This window comes from Falsiroseomonas oleicola (assembly GCF_019029495.1).
Lineage (GTDB): Bacteria > Pseudomonadota > Alphaproteobacteria > Acetobacterales > Acetobacteraceae > Falsiroseomonas > Falsiroseomonas oleicola.
Map to the genome: position 1 here is coordinate 82,342 of NZ_JAERQM010000003.1, position 22,143 is coordinate 104,484.

The 22,143-nt window shown below is 70.6% G+C and carries 16 protein-coding genes; 3 read left to right on the forward strand and 13 right to left on the reverse strand.

The window, feature by feature from the left end; translation table 11 throughout:
* Nucleotides 1-62: 62 nt before the first annotated feature.
* Together JJQ90_RS11215 and JJQ90_RS11220 are read right to left on the reverse strand one after the other, a co-directional pair.
* The gene (locus tag JJQ90_RS11215) at nt 63-923 is read right to left on the reverse strand and encodes a DUF58 domain-containing protein (RefSeq protein ID WP_230410589.1); all 861 of its coding nucleotides are present in this window, start codon (nt 921-923) and stop codon (nt 63-65) included.
* A complete protein-coding gene (locus tag JJQ90_RS11220) occupies nt 916-1,920 on the reverse strand; it encodes an AAA family ATPase (protein ID WP_216875420.1) in 1,005 nt (334 codons plus the stop codon). The genes JJQ90_RS11215 and JJQ90_RS11220 overlap by 8 nt, the downstream gene beginning before the upstream one ends.
* Nucleotides 1,921-2,218: 298 nt before the next feature.
* Here JJQ90_RS11220 and JJQ90_RS11225 point away from each other — a divergent pair, with 298 nt between their 5' ends.
* Together JJQ90_RS11225 and JJQ90_RS11230 are read left to right on the forward strand one after the other, a co-directional pair.
* Nucleotides 2,219-2,758, forward strand: a complete 540-nt coding sequence (locus JJQ90_RS11225; protein WP_329959428.1) for a DUF1285 domain-containing protein — start codon at nt 2,219-2,221, stop codon at nt 2,756-2,758.
* Between the two features lie 11 nt (nt 2,759-2,769).
* The gene (locus tag JJQ90_RS11230; RefSeq protein WP_216875423.1) at nt 2,770-3,381 is read left to right on the forward strand and encodes an NUDIX hydrolase; all 612 of its coding nucleotides are present in this window, start codon (nt 2,770-2,772) and stop codon (nt 3,379-3,381) included.
* Between the two features lie 111 nt (nt 3,382-3,492).
* On the opposite strand, the gene gmd is transcribed toward JJQ90_RS11230, so the two are convergent.
* The 3 genes from gmd to JJQ90_RS11245 all read right to left on the reverse strand — a co-directional run bounded on the left by gmd (nt 3,493) and on the right by JJQ90_RS11245 (nt 10,014).
* Nucleotides 3,493-4,527, reverse strand: coding sequence for a GDP-mannose 4,6-dehydratase (gene gmd / locus JJQ90_RS11235; RefSeq protein WP_216875425.1), 1,035 nt, complete (start codon nt 4,525-4,527; stop codon nt 3,493-3,495).
* Nucleotides 4,528-4,684: 157 nt separating this feature from the next.
* Nucleotides 4,685-5,878, reverse strand: a complete 1,194-nt coding sequence (locus JJQ90_RS11240; RefSeq protein ID WP_216875427.1) for a glycosyltransferase — start codon at nt 5,876-5,878, stop codon at nt 4,685-4,687.
* Nucleotides 5,875-10,014, reverse strand: coding sequence for a methyltransferase domain-containing protein (locus JJQ90_RS11245; RefSeq protein WP_216875429.1), 4,140 nt, complete (start codon nt 10,012-10,014; stop codon nt 5,875-5,877). The genes JJQ90_RS11240 and JJQ90_RS11245 overlap by 4 nt, the downstream gene beginning before the upstream one ends.
* A 252-nt stretch (nt 10,015-10,266) precedes the next feature.
* On the opposite strand from JJQ90_RS11245, the gene JJQ90_RS11250 reads away from it, so the two are divergent.
* Nucleotides 10,267-11,739, forward strand: coding sequence for a glycosyltransferase family 4 protein (locus JJQ90_RS11250; RefSeq protein WP_216875431.1), 1,473 nt, complete (start codon nt 10,267-10,269; stop codon nt 11,737-11,739).
* 211 nt (nt 11,740-11,950) lie between these two features.
* Here the strand turns inward: JJQ90_RS11250 and JJQ90_RS11255 are convergent, their stop codons facing one another.
* From JJQ90_RS11255 to JJQ90_RS11290, 8 genes are all read right to left on the reverse strand, one after another.
* Entirely contained in the window at nt 11,951-12,616 is a 666-nt protein-coding gene (locus JJQ90_RS11255) for a response regulator (protein ID WP_457851884.1), read from the reverse strand.
* A 41-nt stretch (nt 12,617-12,657) separates the two neighbouring features.
* The gene (locus JJQ90_RS27285; protein WP_216875435.1) at nt 12,658-15,315 is read right to left on the reverse strand and encodes a sensor histidine kinase; all 2,658 of its coding nucleotides are present in this window, start codon (nt 15,313-15,315) and stop codon (nt 12,658-12,660) included.
* Between the two features lie 20 nt (nt 15,316-15,335).
* Nucleotides 15,336-15,863 (reverse strand): K(+)-transporting ATPase subunit C, encoded by a 528-nt coding sequence (gene kdpC, locus JJQ90_RS11265; protein WP_216875437.1) that lies wholly within the window; start codon nt 15,861-15,863, stop codon nt 15,336-15,338.
* Nucleotides 15,864-15,866: 3 nt separating this feature from the next.
* Nucleotides 15,867-17,900 carry a potassium-transporting ATPase subunit KdpB gene (gene kdpB / locus JJQ90_RS11270; protein WP_216875439.1) on the reverse strand — a complete coding sequence of 678 codons (2,034 nt, stop codon included), beginning with the start codon at nt 17,898-17,900 and terminating at the stop codon, nt 15,867-15,869.
* Between the two features lie 10 nt (nt 17,901-17,910).
* Nucleotides 17,911-19,596, reverse strand: coding sequence for a potassium-transporting ATPase subunit KdpA (gene kdpA / locus JJQ90_RS11275; protein ID WP_216875442.1), 1,686 nt, complete (start codon nt 19,594-19,596; stop codon nt 17,911-17,913).
* Complete coding sequence (gene kdpF / locus JJQ90_RS27630) at nt 19,596-19,682, reverse strand: K(+)-transporting ATPase subunit F (RefSeq protein ID WP_216876279.1); 87 nt, start codon at nt 19,680-19,682, stop codon at nt 19,596-19,598. The genes kdpA and kdpF overlap by 1 nt, the downstream gene beginning before the upstream one ends.
* Before the next feature lie 217 nt (nt 19,683-19,899).
* The gene (locus JJQ90_RS11285; protein ID WP_329959429.1) at nt 19,900-20,535 is read right to left on the reverse strand and encodes a potassium channel family protein; all 636 of its coding nucleotides are present in this window, start codon (nt 20,533-20,535) and stop codon (nt 19,900-19,902) included.
* A gap of 22 nt (nt 20,536-20,557) precedes the next feature.
* Complete coding sequence (locus JJQ90_RS11290) at nt 20,558-21,889, reverse strand: TrkH family potassium uptake protein (RefSeq protein ID WP_216875446.1); 1,332 nt, start codon at nt 21,887-21,889, stop codon at nt 20,558-20,560.
* Between the last annotated feature and the right edge of the window lie 254 nt (nt 21,890-22,143).

A 22,143-nucleotide genomic window follows, 5' to 3' on the forward strand; every position in this document is an offset into this window, starting at 1 on the left:
AAGAGACCGGCCCGCCTGAGTCACACGGCATCCGGGCGCAGCAAATCCCATGCCGGTCCGCCTCATCCCGGCGCCAACCTCTGATGCAGCGCCAGCAGCGCCACCTCCGGCGGCTGGTCGGTGCGATGGGTCGCGAAAGTCCAGCCGGCGGTGGCGGCCAGGGCGGCGAGGCCTTCCCTGTGCCGGGTCACACGTTCGGCATAGGCCCCCCGCACCGCCTCCACCCGCGGCACCAGCGCGCCGGCATCGCCCGGCTGCACCGATTCGAAGCGCACCCGCCCGGCATAGGGCAGCGTCTCCTCCGCCGGATCGACCACCTGCAGCAGATGGCCGCGCACCCCCTGGCCGGCAAGCCGGGCGATGGCGCGGCGTGTGTCCTCCAGCGGGTCCCAGAAATCGCCGAACAGCACGGCGCGCGCATGCCGCGCCAGGCGCGGATCTTCCGGCCGCGTCCCGATGGAGGCGAGCCCATCGGCGATCTGCGGCAGGGCGCTGCGCCCGGCATAGGGGCGCGGCAGGCCGAACAGCCGCACCCTTTCGCCACCACGCAGCAGCAGCGCGGACAGGGCCAGCAGCAGCAGTTCGGCCCGGCTGGCCTTGGTCGGCAGGTCGCGGCTGCTGCGCCAGCCCATGCCGGCATCGGCGGCCCGCCACAGCGCCACGGTCTGCGCCGATTCCCATTCGGTCTCGCGGATGAACAGCCGGTCGGACTTGCCCGACTGCCGCCAGTCGATCCGGCTGACCTGATCGCCCGCGACATAGGGCCGGAACTGCCAGAAGGCCTCGCCGGGGCCGGAACGCCGCCGCCCATGCACGCCCGGCATCACCGTGGCGGCGACACGTTCCGCCTGCACCAGCAGCGGCGGCAGCCGCGCCCCGAGCTGTTCCGCCCAGGGGATCGTCAGGCGGGCGGGGCTAACCAAGCTGGGCCTTCAGCACGTCCAGCACCTCGTTCAGATGCACCCCGTCCGCGCGGGCGGAGAAATTCAGCGCCATGCGGTGGCGCAGCACCGGCTCCACCAGCGCCGCCACATCCTCGATGCTGGGGGATAGCCTCCCATCCAGCACGGCCCGCGCCCGGGTCGCCAGCATCAGCGCCTGGGCGGCACGCGGGCCGGGGCCATAGGCAAGATGGCGCCGCACCGCCTCGATCTCCGTGGTTTCGGGCCGGGCGCTGCGGACCAGCCGCAGGATCGCCTCCAGCACCTGCTCGCCCACCGGCAGGCGGCGGATCAGCACCTGCGCCGCCGCCAGTTCCGCCCCGGTCATCGCCGGCACGGCGCGGACCTCCTTCGCCCCGGTCGTCGCCAGCAGCATGGCGCGTTCGGCGGCGAGGTCGGGATAGGTGACATCGACCTCCAGCAGGAAACGGTCGAGCTGCGCCTCGGGCAACGGATAGGTGCCCTCCTGCTCGATCGGGTTCTGCGTCGCCAGCACATGGAAGGGCGCGGGCAGGGCGTGGACCTCCCCGGCAATCGCCACCTTGTGTTCCTGCATCGCCTGTAGCAGCGCCGATTGCGTGCGCGGGCTGGCGCGGTTGATCTCATCCGCCATCAGCAACTGGCAGAAGATCGGCCCCTTGATGAAGCGGAAGGCGCGGCGGCCCTGGGCATCCTCCTCCAGCACCTCGCTGCCCAGGATGTCGGCGGGCATCAGGTCCGGCGTGAACTGCACCCGCCGCGCATCAAGGCCCAGCACCGTGCCCAGCGTCTCCACCAGCTTGGTCTTGCCGAGGCCGGGCACGCCCACCAGCAGCAGATGGCCGCCCGACAGCAGGGTGATGAGCGTGCGCTCCACCACCTGTTCCTGCCCGAAGATGACACGGCCGACACCTTCGCGCACCTTGGCGAGCCGTGCGGCCAGCGCATCGGCCTCCTGCAGCAGAGATTCCGCTTCCGCCGCGCCAACCACTTCCACCATGCGGGTCAGGCTCCCTATATGCGTCACATCCGATATGGGGAGAGTATCCACTCCGCCCATGCCGGATGCCACCTTCGCGTGCATCAATCGTCATCGAGATGCCATGCGGCGCGAAGGGGGCGGAGAGGGGAACCGGGAGGTGGCCAGGGTCGTGGGGACCCCGGCGGCGCTTCCCGGACAGTGTGTGTGGAAGAGCGGCATGAGCCAGGCACAATCCGACGGAACAGGGCAGAGCGGGCTTCCGGGCGCCTGCCCCAAGCCTCCCGCGCGCCTGCCGAAGGGTGGCAGGCCGGGCCGGATGCCGGCACTGCGCACCGAATGCGGCGACTTCTCCATGCGCATCGCCCGCGACGGAAGCTGGCACTACAAGGGCAGCCCGATCGGCCGGAAGGAGCTGGTCTGCCTGTTCGCCTCCGTCCTGAAGCGGGAAGCCGATGGCAGTTTCTGGCTGGAGACCCCGGTCGAACGCGGCCGGATCGAGGTGGAGGACGCACCCTTCGTCGCGGTGGAGATGTGGTGGCGAAGCTGCGCCGATCCCTTCCTTCCCACCGATGCTCCCGCCGCCGAGCCGCGCCAGTGTCTGACCTTCCGCACCAATCTCGATGAGATGGTGACCGCCGACGCCGACCACCCCATCCGCGTCGCCATCGACCCCCGCACCCGCGAGCCCCGCCCCTATATCACCGTGCGTCCGGGCCTGGAGGCGCGCATCAACCGCGCCGTCTTCTACGAGCTGGTGGCGCTGGCGGAGCCGGAACGGATCGAAGGGCGCGACGTGCTCGGCGTCTGGTCGCAGGGCGTTTTCTTCCCGATCGACGACGCGCCGAACCTGGCCTGAAACGGCCTGCCATGACGCTGTTGCTGCCGAGCCGACAGGAGATCGCGGCCCGCCTGTCCGATGCCGAAGCGCTGTCCCGAATCGGCGCCACCGCCTTCGACGATGAGGAGAACTGGGGCGCCCGCCCGGGCGGCCCGGTACCGGCCGCCGTGCTGGTGCCCATCATCTGGCATGCCGAAGGGCCGGGGGTGCTGCTGACGCTGCGCTCGGCCAGACTCAGTGCCCATGCAGGCCAGGTCGCCTTTCCCGGCGGCCGGATGGAACAGGGCGAGACCGCGGAACAGGCGGCCCTGCGCGAAGCGGCGGAGGAGGTGGGGCTGGACCCACGCCTGCCGGTGATCGCCGCCACCCTGCCCGACCACATGACCGGCACCGGCTACCGGGTGACGCCGGTGGTCGCCTTCCTCGATCCGCCGGTGCCGCTGACGCCGGACCCTTCGGAAGTGCAGGCGGTGTTCGAACTGCCGCTGGCCCTGCTGTTCGACCCCGCCGCACCCAGCCGCCGCAGCACCGAATGGCGCGGCCGGATGCGGGACTACTGGGTCTGGCCGCATGCGGACCACCTGATCTGGGGTGCCACGGCCACCATCCTGATGAACCTGTCGCGGGTGCTGCGCGGCTGAGCGACCGGCACGCCGGCGGGCGGCCGCCATCCCGACCCGCATGGCCGAGACAACGACAAGGCCAGCCCACGCCAGTATGGCGTGCCGGTCCCGCTGTGGGTCCTGCGCGGGCTAGATCGGCGCGCGCCCGTCAACCACCCGCCGCTCATCGGCCTCCGCCATCAAGGCGACCATCGCGGCGAAGCTGGTCTCCGGCTCCCAGCCCAGGACGCGCTTCGCCTTGTCGGCGGAGCCGATCAGCAGGTCGACCTCGGCTGGCCGGTAGAAGGCCGGGTCCACCTCGACAATGGTCCGACCTGTGCGGCGGTCACGGCCGATCTCGGCCTGTCCCGCCCCTTCCCATGCCATGTCGAAGCCAAGCGGCTCCGCAGCGCATTCGACGAATTCACGCACCGTGCGGGCCTGCCCCGTCGCCAGCACGAAATCATCCGGCTTTTCCTGCTGCAGCATCAGCCACATGCCGCGCACATAGTCATCCGCATAGCCCCAGTCCCGTTTTGCATCGAGGTTGCCGAGGCGCAGCACATCCAGCCCACCATGCTTCAGAAGCGCCAGGCTGTAGGTGATTTTCCGTGTGACGAAGTCGATGCCGCGCAACGGCGACTCATGATTGAAAAGGATGCCGCTGCTGGCATGCATGCCGTAGCTCTCGCGATAGTTCACCGTCAGCCAATGGGCATAGAGCTTCGCCACGCCATAGGGGCTGCGCGGATAGAAGGGCGTGCCCTCGGTTTGCGGAACCGCCTGCACCTTGCCGAACATCTCGGAGGTGCTGGCCTGGTAGAAGCGCATGCCATTGCCGGCCTTGCGCACGGCCTCCAGCAGCCGTGCCGGGCCCAGGGCGTCGATCTCCGCCGTGTAGATCGGCTGCTCGAATGACAGGCCGACGAAGCTCTGCGCGGCAAGATTGTAGATTTCGTCCGGCTTCACGCTATCGATGGCGCGAAGGATGTTGGTCAGCTCGTACAGGTCGAGATCGACCCGCCCCACCTGATTCTCGATGCCGAGCTCGCGGAGCCTGCCATCATTCGATGACGACGACCTGCGGAATGTGCCGACAACCCGATAGCCCTTGGAAAGCAACAGGCGAGCCAGATACGCGCCATCCTGGCCGGTTATTCCGGTGACCAAGGCAGTTTTCGTCATCGCATGGATCTCCACGGCCAAACAGGCCAGGTCTCGAAACGGGTGGTCTGCAATCTCAACGGCTGCAACGCGCCAGGGCGCACGTGGATGCATTGGGATCGCCTGGGGCGACGGGACGCCGCCACGAGGACTGCTGTCGCGCCTTCTGTCATCACGCTCAGTGGTCGGCGCGCCTCGCATGGCGCGAGTGCCCCGGCAGCAGCGCCCGGTAGTCGGGAGGTGGGAAGTCCTGTGGCGGTGGGCGGCGCAGCGCCGGGTCCGCGGCGATATCCCGCAGCAGCCGCGCGGCCATGCCGATATCGGGCTCGGCCCAGTTCGCGCCCGGAATGTCGTAGGTGGCCTGCAGGTCGGCGGCGGGCACAAGACGGCAAGGCACCTGGTGGGCGCCCGGCGCATCCATGAAGTCCAGGTTGCCGGACCAGGCCGTGGCGACCACCGGCCGGCCCAGCGCCAGCGCCTCGGCCATGGTGAAGCCAAAGCCTTCCGCCCGGTGCAGCGACAGCAGCACGTCGCAGGCCAGGATCAGCGCGGAAAGCTCGCCCTCCGCCATCGGGGCATCCAGCACGCGCACATTGGGCCGTGTGGCGGCCATCTGCGCCACCTCGTGCCAGGCCTCTCCGGCGCGGGCGGTGTTGTGAACCTTCAGCACCAGCAGGTGGTTCGGATCGTCACCGAAGGCCGCCCAATGCGCGGCGATGCTCGCCGCCGGATTCTTGCGTGCGATGGAGGAGGCGGCGTCGAAGATCTGCAGGGCGATGAAGGCCTCCGCCGGCAGGCCGAAGGCGGCGCGGTCCATGGCCCGTGGCGCCACCGGCTGCACCGGATAGGGCACCACCCGAACCGGCACGCGGTCGCCAAAGGCCGCGGCGGTGAAGCGCGACGCGGCCCAGATCTCATGGCAGCAGGCGAAGCCGCGCTGCCAATCCGCCGGCAGCACAGGCAGTTCCCAGTTCCATACGGCAATCACGCGCTTTCCCGCCACCGCCTGGCGGCCAAGCACGGCCAGCGCCCAGGGCAGCATCGGGCCATTCACATGCACCAGAAGCGTCCCCGGCCCCGGTGCGACATCGGGCGATGCCACAGCCACCCCCTGCACCGGGCCCTGTCGCAGCGCCAGGGTCAGATCGGCGGGTGACGCATCCAGCCCCCGCGCGACCAGTCCGGATTGCAAGCGCCGCGCGGCGGTGCCAAGGCCGCTCATCGCGCTGAAATAGCCGGCATGGGTCAACGGCCCCTCGCCACTGGGCGCGGGCTGGGCGACGGCCGGGGCCCGCAGCGCCATCAGACTGAAAAGCGCCTCCCGCCGCAGACGGCGCGGCAACAGGCCCCAGGCGCGTTGGATCAGGCTCAATCGACGGTCCTTGCCCCCGGGGAACCGGGAAATGGCGGCTTCACCGCCTCGAAAACCCGTAACGCCGCAGCGGCGCCCGGGATCCATACCTCGTGCTCCTGCAACACGAAGCCGGCCGACTCGACGATCCCGGGCAGATCGAGGCCATAATCCGTGAAGACCAGCGCGCCCTCATCCCGCACCGGGTCGCCGTGATAGGTGGCCGGCAGCAGATGCTCGACGCCGTTGGGTCCCAGCCGCGCGCGGGTCACGCTGTGCCGCAGGTCACGGTCCTGCGGCACGGTGAAGATATGGGCGCCGCCGGGCCGCAGCACGCGGAAGGTCTCGGCGAAGCCCCGCCGCGGATCCGGCACATGCTCCATCACATCCTGGCTCAGCACCACGTCGAAGCTTTCCGGGTCATAGGTCAGCCGCGTCACATCCTCGCAGCGCACGCCCTGCGGGCCGGGTTCGCCCAGCGGCACATCGTCGAAGTACTCGGAACTGGAATAGCCGTGCCAGCCGCGCATCACCTCGGCGATGCCGCCGACGAAGCCCAGCTCATGCACCCGCAGTTCCGGCGCCCTGCGCAGAAGCTCCACCAGCGTCTGCTCGGCGGATTGGCCGAAGCGCTGAAGCAACACCTGCGCCACCGCCTGGCTGCGGCCCAGGGCGTAGCAGGAATGGCAGCGGATCGACTCGCGCAGCCCCGCCTCCTCGACCGGCGTCAGGCGCGCGGACCCACAGACGGGGCAGCGCCGCGTGTCGAAGACGGCGGCGGCCGCCCGCCGACCCGCGCTGCGGGAGAAACGGCGGCGCACCAGCGCGGCGCCGGCTTCCGACAGCGCGGCACAGCGTTCCGGATCGCGGAACAGGGCGAGCGCCGCGGCGGCGAGGCCGGTGGACGTCTGTTCCACCAGCGCGTCGCGCCCGGCCTCCAGGTCGATCCCCTCCGCGCCGACGGCGGTGGTCACCACCGGCACGCCGTTCTGCAGCGCCTGCACGACCTTGCCCTTCACCCCGGCGCCGTAGCGCAGCGCGGCGAGGTTCAGCCGCGCCGCTGCCAGATAGGGCTCCACCAGCGGCACCTGGCCGGTGACCAACACGCGGGGACCGGCCAGCGACAGCACCTCCGGCGGCGGGGCGTAGCCGACCAGCACCAGTCGCGCCTCCGGCTCCTCCTGCCAGATCTGCGGCATGATCTCATTGGCCAGCAGCAGGGCGGCATCGACATTCGGGGTATGGGGAAAGCCACCGACGAAGACGACGTCGCGGAGCCCGGCGAAATGCGCAGGGTCATGCGCGCGGATCTCGCCATCCTCGAAGAAATAGGGCGGGATCGCCACGACCTCGCGGCCCGGCACCAGGGCGCGGATGATCGCGGCCTCCGCCTCGCTCGGGGTGGTCACGCGATCGACCTCGCGGAAGATCGCGGTCTCGATCGCCTCCATGCGGTCCGCCTCGGCGTGCAGCACAGCGTCGTCGCGCAGCTCCGCCTCGCGCCGCATGCGCTGGTGGTGCAGGTCGTGGGTGTAGTAGGCGAGCATCGCCGTGCCATGCGCCCGCACCGGACCGATCAGCCGCTGCGCCACTTCGGGCCGCGCCAGCCAGACGGCGTCCAGGTGCCGGCCATGCGCGGCCAGCCAATCCTCCGCCGTCTGCGGCGCGCGGACCAGTTCGATCCCGCGCGTCTCCAGCGCCTCGGCGGCCGGCCCCTCGGCCAGGCCGTCCATCGGCGCGAAGACCACGCGCCAGCCGGCGGTGGCCATCAGCTCCAGATAGCGGAATATCGTCACGTCGCCGGCATGGCGATCCGGCCGCGGCACGGAATTGTCCGCCACCAGCAGCAGCGGGCCTTCGCCGGCCGCGTGGCGCAGTTCGAATTCGTCGCCGCGATCCCAGGGGTGCTTGCGCAGCACCTCCGCGAAGCGCGCGGTGAACTTGGCATGGTTGGCGGCCGAGAGCCGGTCCCGCGCCTCCGCGCCGTAGGAGGCGCTGCCGAGATGCACGACGCGGCAGCGCGGCTCATAGATCACGGAAAGACCCATCGCGCGGGCGCGGAATGCCAGGTCGAATTCCTCGTAGAAGGCCGGCGCGTAATGGGCGTCGAAGCCTTCCAGCGCGTCGAACACCGCGCGCGACAGCAGGAAGCAGGCGCCGGTGACGCAGTCGACGGGCCGTCGATAGGTATAGGCGCCATCCTCCGCGCTGGCATCGCGGCCGATCGGATGGCCCCAGCCATTGCCCAGGATGCGCCAGCCGGCATCCTGGATGGTGCCATCGCGGTTCAGCAGCATGCCGCCGACCAGGCCGGCGCGCGGCACCGTCTCCGCCACCTCCACCAGCGCCGCCAGCCAGCCGGACTGCACCAGCGTGTCGCTGTTCAGGAAACACAGGTGCCGCCCGCGCGCCAGCGCCGCGCCGCGATTGCAACTGTGCAGGAAGCCGAGGTTTTCGGTATTGGCCAGGCGCAGCAGGCCGGGGCTTTCCGGAATCTCGGGCAGCACGGGATTGGCCGGGTCGTCATCGACCACCACCACCTCGAAGCTCGGCCCAGCCTCCCGCGTCGCGACCAGGGATTGCAGGCAGGCGCGCAGATCGTCGAGGCCGCGATAGGCGGGGATGATGATCGACACGGCCGGCGCGTCGACCGCCGGGAAGACGATGGGCAGGTCGCCATGCATCCCGAGGAAGGCCGCGCGCAGGTCGCGGCGCGGCGGCGCGGGCGGCGGCGTCAGCGACATGCTGGGTGTGACGATTTGCGCGGGCGCCGACCGCACTTCCGCCCAGGGCGCCGCCGGCGGGGCCTCGACCAAGGTGGCGGGCGCGGTGACCGGCACGGGTTCCGGCGCCGTCAGGCGCAGCCGCGCCTGATTCTGGCGCCATTGCTGGTAGCGATGGCCGATCTGCAGCGTGGCGGTCCACCAGGCCACCTTCACGCCGCGGCTCATCCATCTGGCGGCTGTCGGGTGGCGCCGGCCGAACCAGCGCAGCGGGCCAAGGGCGCGCCAGCCGGTGCTGGTATGGATCCCGTGCAGCAGCGACAGCAGATGCGCCTCATGCGCCTCCGCCCGCTCGCGCGCCTGCTGCACCGCATGCAGCCGGGCATGGGCTTCCGCCTGGTGACGGGCGAGTTCGCTGCGGGCGCCGTCGCGTTGCTGGCGGATCGCCGCCTCCAGCGCCGCGGCGCCACCCCGGCGGGCTTCATCCCGTTCCAGCAGCGTGCGGCGTTGCTGGGCCTCCGCCGCCTCACGCTGCCGGCGCTCTGCGGCCAGCGCCGCCGTCAGCGCCTGGATCTCGGCGGCACCTTGCTGGGCCTGCGCCTGGGCGCTGCGCGCCTCCGGCCGCAGCACCTCCAGCGCCTCCCGCAACTGGGCGGCCTCGGCGCGCGCCGCGTCGCGCTCGGCGATCATGGTTTCCAGCAGCGCCTGAAGCCGGGGCAGTTGGCTTGTCGCCTCCATCACGTCATGCACGCGGCGGCGGTCGAGATAGGCGGAGGAGGCCAGGGCCGGCAGCGCGCCGTCGCTGGCGATTCCCAGCAGGTAATGCGGCCGTGCCAGGCCGCCGGTGGCCTCGATCACCTCGTCCGAGCGCCGCTCATAGCTGCGCCAGGACGCGCTGTCGTCCGCGGCGACGACCGAGCCCAGCACCGGGCGCTGGCGCAGCACCTGGCGGGCCGCGAAATGGCGCGCCAGCAGGGCGCCGAACTCGGCCTCCGTCAATTCCAGCACATGATAGGGGTTGGGATCGCTGCCGGCAGCGGAATAGACCGCACGCTCCGGCGTGCTGACCAGGAACACCCCGCCGGGCCGCAGCACCCGACGCACCTCGGCCAGGAAGCGGGCCTGGTCGGGCAGATGCTCCAAGGTCTCGAAGGACACCACGAGGTCGATGCTGGCGTCCTGCAGGGGCAGCGCCTGGGCGTCACCGCACAGGAAGCGCAGGCGGTCACTGCCATATTGCGCCTGGGCGTGATCGACCGAGGCCGCATCGATCTCGACACCGACGACGCTGCGCGCCAGCCCGGCCAGGATCGCCGCGCCATACCCCTCGCCAGAGGCCACATCCAGAACATCCAGCCCGTCGCAAAGATCGCGCGCGATACAATACCGATGCAGGTGCTCGAATTCGATCTGGCCTTGAACGGAACTCGTCATGCGTTCCCCGGTAAAGGGAAGTGACTTCCGCGGTTGCATCAGACGAAAGTTTCCGTCATTCCGCGTATGCACTTCACTTTTCCGAGATTCACTCAACACTGATGACCTCTTTATCGTCCCGACGAGCGACTTGTTCGACTGATAGGTTCTTCATGAGCGAACCGCCAGAGGTCTTTGCCGCCGGGTCCGCTTGGCCTAAGGCAGGCCACGCGCCCCCGGACAGTCGGAGGCGGCTTGGTTGTGGATGGTGCGATGGATAGCCGGGGCCCGGATGCCTCCCCTTCGATGCTCGTGGATCTGCGCAACTGCTATGAGGGATTCGCCGGTATCCCTCAGGAATTGCGGCTGCTTTTCGCGCATTTCACGGAGATGCCGTTCCGTGCCCTGGCGGGCCTGGCTTCCGGCATCCATCACCGCGCGCCACGCGAGAAGGCGCCGCGCTCTGCCTACGAAAACGTGATGCAGCAGACGCGGATGATCATCGCCCAGGACAGCCGCCGGCACCCGCTGCCCCTGCTGATGCGCCTGCTGCCGGGGCGGCTGCGGGACCGGGTGCTGTATCCCTTCTCCGCCCTGGTCACCGCGCACCGGCCGGAGATGCTGGACCGGCCGATCGATCGCGAGATGTTCGAGGACTACCTCTGGACCAAGCTGTTCGACAAAACCCTGCCGCCCGACCGCCGCGGCATCATCGGCAAGGCGCAGTTCTTCGCCACAGAGCTGGGGCATGAGAATGCGCGGCATCTGGCGATGCTGCCAAAACCCTTCGCGAAGAAGCTGGACAGCAAGGGCTGGGACCTGTTTTTCGCCGCCAGCGTCTCGCCCTACCAGGTTCCGGCCAGCACCCAGATGGTCGTGCGCTATTACGATGCGCTGCCGCTGACCAGCCCGCACACCATCGGCGATCCCTGGCCGCATGCCACCTCCCACGGCCGGATGATGGCCCGCAACATCGCCGCCGGCGCCACCTTCGTCTGTGATTCGGAGCCGGTGCGGGAGGATGTGCTGAAACTGTTCCCGGAAGCCGAGCCGCGCATCCTCACCATCCCTGCGCTGCTCTCCTCCGACTTCCGGCCGGAGCCGATCTCCTGGCCGATGGTGCAGGAGATCCTGGCGCGGCGTGCGAGCCCCAAGACCGGCGCCACAGCCCCGCCGGCGGAAGGCACGCGGCTGGTGATGGCGGTCTCCACGCTGGAGCCGCGCAAGAACTACATGAAGCTGTTCGAGGCCTTCGAGATGGCGCAGCAGATGAGCCAGGTGCCGATGCGGCTGGTCGTCGTCGCCAATCCCGGCTGGCGCTCGGAGGCGGAGATGGCGGCGCTGAAGGCGCTGGTGAAGCGTGGCGCGGCGCATCACCTCTCGGCCGTGCCGTTGCCGGAGCTGCGCCGGCTGTATTCCGCGGCGCATTGCGTGGTCAGCCCGAGCCGGGCGGAGGGCTTCGATTATTCGGGCGTCGAATCCATGGCCTGCGGCACGCCCGTCATCGCCTCCGACATCCCGGTGCATCGCTGGGTCTATGGCGCGGGTGCGGAATATTTCGACCCCTACAGCGCGGAAGCCATGGCCGAGCTGATCGCGCAATTTTCCGAATTGCCGGCGCGCGAGGGCTTTCTCGCGCAGCTCGGCGATACCGGCCTGCGCCAGGCGCGGCTCTACAGCCCGGCAACGCTGATGCCGCGCTGGGAAGAACTGTTGATGCGTCTGGGGCGCGCGAAGCGGCGCTAGCAGGCTGCGGAAATTCGCTTCGGGATTGGCGGCCTTGCTGACCTTTTGGCGGCGTGGCCTGTGATGAGGTCCGGGGAGGGCTGACGTCGATCCGCCCCACGCATCCCTCCGCCCCTTCCATCCGCCTCATCACCGAATCAGATCGATGCGGCTCTCGGCGTGATTCCAGACTGTCTCTCGCGAGGAGGGGGAGTGCCGTTCTCGAACGACGTCACAGCGCATCGCCAAACCGATACCCCACGCCCGGCTCCGTGCGGATGAGCGACGCGGCATCCCCCAGCTTCTGGCGCAGCTGCGCGACGTAGACGCGCAGATATTGCGTGTCCTCCAGATGGGCCGCGCCCCAGACGGTGGCCAGCAGGTGGCGCTGGGTCACGACGCGGCCATCCCCCGCCCGTGCCAGTGCCGCCAGCAACGCCCATTCGCGCGGCGTCAGGCGCAACGGGTCATGCCCATCGAGGCGCGCGGTGCGGCGCGCCAGATCGACCTCCAGCGGCCCGAAGCGCCGCACGGTCTCCTGCTTCGTCCCGGGTGGCGCCACGCGCCGCAGCGCGGCCCGGATGCGGGCCAGCAGCTCGGCCAGGGCAAAGGGCTTTTCCACATAGTCATCGGCGCCGGCATCCAGCGCCTGCACCTTCTCCGCCTCACGCGCGCGGGCGGAGACGATGATGACCGGCACGGCGCTGAAGGCGCGCAGCCGGACCAATGCCTCCTGTCCATCCATGTCGGGCAGGCCGAGATCCAGCAGGATGAGGTCCGGCGCCTGGGTCGCGGCCAGGCGCAGCGCCTCGGCCGCCGTGTCGGCGCGCAGCACCGCGAGGCCGGCGGCCTCCAGCGCCGGCTTGAGGAAGCGATGGATCTGCGGCTCGTCATCCACGACGAGAATGCGCCCAGTATCCCGTCCAGTATCCCGCCCGGTCATGCCGGAAAACGCAGCGTGATGCGCGTGCCGCCGCCCGCGGGGTGAATGGGGCTTTCCGCCGCCATCCGCCCGCCCATGGCCTGCGCCAGGCCGCGGCAGATGGCGAGGCCCAGCCCGGTCCCGGCGGCCACGCGATCGGTGCGCGTCACCCGGAAGAAGGGGTCGAAGACGCGGTGCAGGTCCTCGGTGGCAATGCCCATCCCATCATCCTCCACCGCAATGGCGACCTCGTGCCCGTCCCGCCGCGCCGCGACGCGCACCGGCCCTTCCGAGAACTTCAGCGCGTTGTCCAGGACATTGCCCAGGATCTGGTCCAGCAGCGCCGGGTCCAGCCGGGGCTCGGGGAGGCGTTCCGCCACCAGGACGCCGATCTCGCGCCCCGTCGCGCGCCGCGCCCGCCCCACGGCCACCTCCAGCGCCTCCGCGATGTCCACCGCCTCGCGCCGCGGCGTCACCTGGCCATGCTCGATCCGCACCATGTCGAGGATGTTCGACAGGTAGCGCGACAGCCGCACCGCTTCCTCCTCTGCCGCCAGCAGAAGGTCGGCGCGGGTCTCCGCGGGCAGCGCGTCACCCGAGGCCCGCAGCGTGCCGAGTGCGCCGCGGATGGAGGTCAAGGGCGTGCGGAGATCATGGCCGAGGGAGGTCAGCAGCGCCGTGCGCAGTTGCTCGGTCTCGGCGCGGGCGGCGCCGCGGGCCTCGCGTTCCATCAGCTGCGCGCGTTCGATGGCGACCGCCGCCTGGTCCAGCAGGGCCGTCAGGGCCTTGTCCGTCTCGCCTGCCAGGGGCTCCGCCCGGTCACCAAGCTTCACGCCCACCAGGCCCACCACGCCACGCGCGGTGCGCATGGGGCGGAACTGCCAGGGGGCCGTGGGCAGGGTGTCCGTGTCGCGGCCCGCGGGGCGCCCCTGCGCCAGCGCCCAGCGCGCGGCGGCCATCGCCGTCTCGTCCAGTTCCATCGTCACCGGCATGGCGGCCCGCACCACGGGCTCCGGCGCGGCGCCCGGCAGCAATGGCTCCAGCGGCATCACCACCGCGCTGGGCGCGCCGGCCACCCGCGTGGCTTCCTCCGCCACGGCGGGCAGCAGGTCCGGCAGACCGCCCGGCCCGCCCAGGCGACGGCTGAACTCCACCAGCCGGCGCAGCGCCAGCATGCGCGCCCGCGCCGTGCGCACCGAGCGCCCCAGCCGACCCGTCGTGCCGGCCAGCAGAAGCGCCACCGCAGCGAAGGCGCCGAGGCCCACGAGGTCCGCACCGTCGATGAGCTCCAGCGTGTAGCGTGGCTCCAGGAAGAAGAAATTCCAGGCGAGGAAGCCCAGCAAGGCCCCCGCCGCCGCGTGCCACGGCCCCAGCAGCGCCGCCAGCGCCACGACCACGGCGAGAAACACCATGCCCAGCGTGCGCTCGGGCAACAGCCCCTCCGCGGCATGCCCCAGCGTGACCACCAGGGCGATGGCGCACGGAACCGCCAGCCATCCCAGCCAGGGCGGCAGCGCGCCCGGGGCGGCGGGCACCGCGCGCCCTTTGCCGGCCGGCCCTGGCACGATGTGCAGCGTGAAGTCGGTGGCGCGCCGCGCGAGCGTTGCCGAAAGCGTCCGCCCCAGCCAGCGCCGCCAGAAACCCGGCTGCCCCCGCCCGATGACGATGTGCGAGGCGTTGCGCGCCCGCGCCTGGGCCAGGATGGTGGCGGGCAGGTCGGTCGCCACCACGGTCTCCACCTCGGCGCCCAGCTCCTCGGCCAGGCGCAGCATCGGCGCGGGGTCGGTCGCATCCACCATGCCCGGCCGTTCCACATGCAGCACCACCAGCGGCGCGCGCAGCGCATCGGCGATGCGGCGGCCCTGGCGCACCACCGTCTCGGCCGAGGCATCGGCGCCGACCAGGGCCAGCACGCGGTCCCCGGCCGGCCATGGCCCGGCGATGGCATTGGCGCGCATGTAGCCGGTGACGTCGGCATCCACGCGCTCGGCGGTGCGGCGCAGCGCCATCTCGCGCAGGGCGGCCAGGTTGCCCTCCCGGAAGAAGCCGCGCATGGCGCGCGCCGCCTGGTCGGGCTGGTAGATCTTGCCCTGGCGCATGCGCTCCAGCAGTTCGGCGGGCGGGATGTCGATGAGCTCCACCGCGTCGGCGCCGGCCAGCACGGCGTCGGGCACCGTCTCCGCCACGCGGACGCCGGCGATGCGCGCCACGGCGTCCGACAGGCTTTCCAGGTGCTGGACGTTCATCGTGGTCCAGACCTCGATGCCGGCGTCGCGCAGCTCCTCCACATCCTGCCAGCGCTTGGGGTGGCGGCTGCCGGGGGCGTTGCTGTGGGCGAGTTCGTCCAGCAGCAGGATCTGCGGGCGGCGGGCCAGCGCGGCGTCGAGGTCGAACTCCGCCAGCACCTGGCCGCGATGGTCCAGCCGGGCGCGGGGCAGGATGGGCAGGTCGCCGATCTGGGCGATGGTCTCGGCGCGACCATGGGTCTCGATGATGCCGGCCAGCACATCGGCACCGCCGGCCTGGCGGCGGCGGGCCTCGGCCAGCATTTCGTGCGTCTTGCCCACGCCGGGTGCGGCGCCGAGGAACACCTTGAGGCGCCCGCGCCCCTCCCGCGCGGCCAGGGCCAGCAGCGCGTCGGGGTCCGGGCGGTCCGGGTCGCGGGGGTTGCTCATGAAGCCGTTCTAGCGGGCCGTCACGGCGCACCCAAGGCGAGGTTCAGGCGCAGCACGTTCACGCGCGGTTCACCCAGGAAGCCCAGCAGGCGACCTTCCGTGTGGCGGTCCACCAGCGCCTCCACCTGCGCACGCGGCAGGCCGCGCGCCTCGGCGACCCATGCGGCCTGCCGCGCGGCGTTCGCCGGGCTGACATGCGGGTCGAGGCCGGAGCCCGAGGCCGTGGCGGCATCCGCCGGCACATCGCGTTGCCCCTCCGCCCGCGCACGCACCGCCTCCAGCAGCGCGGCGCTGGTGGGGCCGAGGTTGCTGGGTGCGGCGCCCGTGTCGCTGCCGGAGGCGCGTGGCTGGAACCATGCGGGCCCTTCCATGCGCCGGGCGATGAGGTCGGAGCCGACCACGCGCCCCTCCTGGACGATCAGGCTGCCATTGGCCGCCTGCGGAAACAGCGCCTGCGCGACGCCGGTGAAGCCCAAGGGCACGATCAGCCCGAGCAGCAGGGTGAAGCCGCCCAGCATCACCAGGGCGGGACGAAGCAGGTTCCACATGGTTCAGACGATCCCCAGCAAGGTGAGACACAGGTCGATGGCCTTGATGCCGAGAAAGGGCACCACCAGCCCCCCCAGCCCGTAGACCAGCAGGTTCCGCCGCAGCAGCGCCGCGGCGCCCAGCCCGGATCGGCCCACGCCGCGCAGCGCCAACGGCACCAGCGCCACGATGATCAGCGCGTTGAAGATGACGGCAGAGAGGATGGCGGATTCAGGGCTGGTGAGGCCCATCACGTTCAGCGCCGCCAGCCCCGGATACTGCGCGACGAAGATGGCGGGCAGGATGGCGAAGTACTTCGCCACGTCGTTGGCGATGGAGAAGGTGGTCAGCGCGCCGCGGGTGATGAGCAGCTGCTTGCCGATCTCCACCACCTCGATCAGCTTCGTGGGGTCGCTGTCGAGGTCCACCATGTTGCCGGCCTCGCGCGCCGCCTGGGTGCCGGTCTGCATGGCGAGGCCCACATCCGCCTGGGCCAGCGCCGGCGCATCGTTGGTGCCGTCGCCGGCCATGGCGACCAGGCGGCCCTCGGCCTGGGCGCGGCGGATGTAGCCGAGCTTGTCCTCCGGCGTGGCCTCGGCCAGGAAGTCGTCCACGCCCGCCTCGGCGGCGATGGCGGCAGCGGTCAGCCGATTGTCGCCGGTGACCATGACGGTGCGGATGCCCATGCGTCGCAGCGCATCGAACCGCGCGCGGATGCCCGGCTTGATGATGTCCTTCAGCGCGATGGCGCCCAGCACCTGGCCGTCGCGCGCCACCACCAGCGGCGTGGCGCCGGCGCGGGCGATGCGGGCCACGGCTTCGGCCAGGGTGGGCGGGGTCTCGGCCGCCATGCGGTCGGCCGCCGCCTTGCGGAAGCTGCCGCGCCCGGGCAGGTCGAGGCCCGAGACGCGGGTCTGCGCGGTGAAGGGGATGATGGTGGCGCCGTCCGGCACCGCCTCCGCCGCCACGCCGTGCCTATCGCGTGCCAGAACCAGGATGGAGCGGCCCTCCGGCGTCTCGTCGGCCAGCGAGGCCAGGACGGCCGCCTCCGCCAGGTCGCGCTCGGTCACGCCGGGGGCCGGGATGAAGCTGGCGGCCTGGCGGTTGCCCAGCGTGATGGTGCCGGTCTTGTCCAGCAGCAGCACATCCACATCGCCCGCCGCCTCCACCGCGCGGCCGGAGGTGGCCACCACGTTGAAGCGCACCAGCCGGTCCATGCCCGCAATGCCGATGGCCGAGAGCAGCCCGCCGATGGTGGTCGGGATCAGCGTGACCAGCAGCGCGGCCAGAACCGGCACGGAGGGCGACGTGGCGTGGAAGCTGGCCAGGCCGACGATGGTCGCGACCGCGATCAGGAACACGATCGTCATGCCGGCCAGCAGGATGTCGAGCGCGATCTCGTTCGGCGTCTTCTGGCGGGAGGCGCCTTCCACCAGCGCGATCATCCGGTCCATGAAGCTGTTGCCGGGGGCGGCGGTGACGCGCACCACCAGCCAGTCCGAGACCAGCGTGGTGCCGCCCGTGACCGCGCTGCGGTCGCCACCGGATTCGCGGATGACGGGCGCACTTTCGCCGGTGACGGCGGCCTCGTTCACGCTGGCGATGCCTTCGATGGCCTCGCCATCGGCGGGGATGAGGTCGCCGGCCTCGACGAGGATGAGGTCGCCCTCGCGAAGCTCGGCCGCCGAGCGGTCCTGCCACTGGGTGCGGTCGCCCGCGCGCGCCAGCAGCTTGGCACGCGCCTCGCCGCGCGACCGGCGCAGGCTTTCGGCGCGCGCCCGGCCACGGCCCTCGGCGATGGCCTCGGCAAAGGTGGCGAACAGCACGGTGAGCCACAGCCAGGCGGCGATGCCGGCCTGGAAGCCCCAGGCCTCGCCACGCCAGGCCGCGAGGATGGCGAGCAGCGTGACGAGGATGGAGACCACCTCCGTCACGAAGATCACCGGGTTGCGGATGAGATGCGCGGGGTTGAGCTTCAGCACCGCGTCGCGCAGGGCGCGGGCCAGGATCGGCCGGCCCCTTGCTTCAGGACTGGGCGCTTCCGTCAGGGTGTTCATGTCAGGTGCCTCAGAAGGTCTGGCCGGCCATCAGCGCGAAATGCTCCGCGATGGGTCCGAGGAAGAGCGCGGGCAGGAATTGCAGCCCGCCCAGGATCAGGATCACGCCGCAGAGCAGCCCGACGAAGAGCGGCCCATGCGTCGGAAAGCTGCCGGCGGAAGCGGGCGCGCGCGGCTTGCCCGCCAGGCTGCCCGCGATGGCCAGCACCGGCACGATGATGGCGTAGCGGCCGAGCAGCATGGCGATGCCGAGCGTGGTGTTCATGTAGGGCGTGTCCGCCCCGAAACCCGCGAAGGCCGAGCCGTTGTTCCCCGCGGCCGAGGAATAGGCGTAGAGGATCTCGGACAGCCCATGCGGCCCGGCATCCTGCACGCTGGCGAGTGCCACAGGCAGCATCGCGGCCACCGCGCTGAAGCCCAGCACACAGACCGGCACCACGAGCACCGCCAGCATGGCGAGCTTCACCTCGCGTGCCTGGATCTTCTTGCCGAGATATTCGGGCGTGCGCCCCACCATCAGCCCGGCGATGAACACCGCCAGCAGCACGAAGACCAGCATGCCATACAGCCCCGAGCCGACGCCGCCGGGCAGCACCTCGCCCAGCTGGATCAGGAACATCGGCACCAGCCCGCCGAGCGGCGTGAAGCTGTCATGCATGGCGTTCACGCTGCCATTGGAGGCGCCGGTGGTGGCGACCGCCCAGAGCGCGGACAGCGCGATGCCGTGCCGCACCTCCTTGCCCTCCATGTTGCCATCGGCAGGGTCGAGGCCGGCCAGGATGTGCAGCGGGTTGCCCGCCGCCTCGGCGGCATAGGTGATGGCCGTGCCGGCGACGACGAAGAGCATCATCACCGCGAACAGCGCCCAGCCCTGCCGCATGTCGCCCACCATGCGGCCGAAGGTCAGCGTCAGCGCGAAGGGAATGGCGAGGATGGCCCAGAGCTGCAGCAGGTTGGTGATGGCCGTTGGATTCTCGAAGGGATGCGCCGCGTTCACGCCGAAGAAGCCGCCGCCATTGGTGCCGAGCTGCTTGATGGCGATCTGGAAGGCGGCGGGGCCGAGGGGCAGCACCGCGCCGCCGTCGAGGGTGGCGCCGGCCGAGAGCGTCTGCGGCACGCCCTGCGCCACCAGCAGCAGGCCCAGCAGCAAGGCCAGCGGCAGCAGCAGGTAGAGCGTGATGCGTACCAGGTCCGCCCAGAAGTTCCCCAGCGCCTGCACGCCGCCCGCCGCCAGCGCGCGCGTGAGCGCGAGCGCGAGCGCGATGCCCGTCGCGGCCGAGAGAAAGTTCTGCACCGCCAGCCCGGCCATCTGCGACAGGTGGGACATGGACGTCTCGCCGCTATAGGCCTGCCAGTTGGTGTTGGTGACGAAGCTGATGGCGGTGTTGAAGGCGAGCCAGGGCGAGAGGCCGGGCAGGCCCGCCGGATTCAGCGGCAGCCAGGCCTGGGCGCGCAGCAGCGCATAGAGCAGCAGGAACCCCGCCGCGTTCAGCGCCAGCATGGCCAGCACGTAGCGCTGCCAGCCCATGCCCTGCGCCGGGTCCACGCCGGCCGCGCGGTACAGCCCGGCCTCGACAGGCCGCAGGAAGCCAAGGCGCCCATCGGCCACAGCCGCCGTGTAGCGGCCCAGCGGCACGGCGGTGGTGACGACGAGGGCGAGGACGAAGGCGATCTGCGCCCAGCCGATGAGGGTCATCACAGATCCTCCGGACGCAGCAGCGCCCACAGGAGATAGCCAAGCAGGCCCGCCGCGACGGCGCTGCCGAGGATGAGGTCCAGCATGGCGGCGTCAGACCCTGGCGCAGGCGGCGACGTGGAGTGCCATCAGCGCAAAGGCGCCGAGGCCGAGGGTCAGGAGAAGAATGTCCAGCATGGGTGCTCCTCGCCGGGCAATGAGGGCCCGACTCGGAGGGATAGTGGTTGCAGGGCGCGTAAGGGCGCGATTGGGAAGCGAGGCGCTGGCCGTAAGGGGGACGTAAAGGCCGCCGCGGCCTCCGGTTCAGGTCACCGCGGCGAACGCCTCGACCTGCCTCGTCGTGCCGGAGATCACCAGCAGGTCGCCTGCCTCCAGCACGGTCTCGGGCGTTGCGTGCACGAACTCGCGTCCGGGCCGCTTCACGCCAACGACGGTGACGCCGTAGCGCTTGCGCAGGGCGCATTCGGCCAGCGTCCTGCCTGCCTCGGTCACCGGTACGCGCGTCTTGCCGATCGCTACCCCGTCATCGAGTTCCATGAAGTCGATCATCTTGCTCGCAACGAGATGAGCCACGCGCCGGCCCATTTCCGCCTCGGGATAAATGACATGATGCGCACCAGTGCGCTCCAGGATACGGCCGTGCTTCGGGCCGAGCGCTTTGGCCCAGATATCCGCAATGCCGAGCTCGGTCAGAGCAAGCACCGTGAGAACGCTGGCCTCGATGTCGGTCCCGATCCCAACCACAGCGCGCGGGAAGTCCTGCACCCCGAGTCGGCGCAGCGTCTCGCTGTCCGTGGTATCCGCCTGCACGACATGGGTCAGCCGTTGGGCCCAGGATTGTACGATCTCGGCGCTCTCATCGATGCCGAGCACCTCGTGGCCGAGTTCGGCCAGGGACTGGGCGACAGCGCCGCCGAAGCGCCCGAGCCCGATAACCACGACGGCGTCGTCGGATGGTTGCCTAGCCAACGATGGGGCGCTCCTCTGGATAGCGGAAGGGGGATTGCCGGCCGCGCAGGGCGAGCGCGGTGGCGACCGTGATGGTGCCGACGCGGCCGACGAACATCAGCACGATGATGACGAGTTGTCCGACCGGCGGCAGCTGTGCCGTGATCCCGGTGGAGAGGCCGACGGTCGCGAAGGCCGAGACGACCTCGAAGATCACGTCGCGCAGATGGAAATCGGTCAGGCTGAGCAGCAGCAGGGTCGCCAGCCCGATGAGGCCCACGGCGAGCAGCACCACGCTCAGTGCCTGGCGTTGGACCTCCGGCGGGACGCGTCGGCCGAAGGCGGTGGTGTCCGCCTCCCCACGCGCAACTGACCAGACAACCAGGCCCAGCAGGATGAAGGTGGTCACCTTGATGCCACCCGCGGTGCCGGCGCTGCCGCCGCCAATCAGCATCAACGCGTAGCTCACCGCGAGCGTCTCGTCGCGCATCTGCCCTACATCGAGGGCGTTGAAGCCCGCGGTCCGCAGCATGACCGAGTGGAACATTGCGTTCGTCGCGCTGTCGAACACCGGAAGGCCAGCAAGGGTCGCAGGGTTGGTCCATTCGTAGAGAAGCACGACGAGGAAGCCAGTCGGAAGCAGGATCGCCGTGCCGAGCAGTGTGAGCTTGGTGTGCAAGGTCCAGCGGGACGGCCGGCGGGGGTCACGCTTCAGGTCGAACAGGACGGGGAAGCCGATGCCACCGATGATGACCGCGGCGGCGATCAGCCCGAGGATGACTGGATCGCGCGCAAAGCCGACAAGGCTGTCCGAGAAGGTCGAGAAGCCCGCATTGTTGAACGCCGAGACGGCGTGGAAGAGCCCGTGCCAGGCGGCATCCGTCCAGGGCATGTCGAGTGCGAGGCGCAACCGGATCGCGAGGCCCAGGGCAACGGCGGATTCGACCGTGATCGTCGTGAGAAGGACCAGCCTGAGCACGGCCCCGATGTCGCCCAGCGCGAGGCTGCGTGTTTCCGCCTGCGCCACCAATCGCGTGCCGAGGCTCAGCCGCCGCGCGACGACCATCCCGAGCAGTGTGGCGCCACTCATGATTCCGAAGCCGCCCACCTGAAACAGCACCAGGATCACCGTTCGGCCGAACCCCGACCAGTGGGCCGCGGTGTCCACGACGACGAGGCCGGTGACGCAAACGGCCGAGGTGGCCGTGAAAAGCGCAGCGAGAAATCCGGTCGTGTCCCCGGAGGCGCTGGCCTGAGGCAGCATGAGCAACCCCGTGCCCAGCAGGATAGTCAGCAGGAAGGCTATCGGGACAAGGCGCGCGGGATGCCCGAGGAGGCGGGTCAATGGACGTCTCGTCTCTGGTGGGGATCGCTGAGAGCCATGGCGGAGAATTGTGTTCGATACGGATACCACGCATGTGCACAAGGCAGGCGCCTGGATTCAGGCCTTCAGGACCGAATCCGATGCCGTCATACCGAAGGCGATAGGCGGACGGAAGGGTCGTGCCCTGGGTGGTGCTGGTGCGACCTGGCTGCGCGGGCAGCGAGGCAGGCTGCGGGTGGTTCGCCCCGGTGCGGCCATGGGCGCAATGCTCTTGC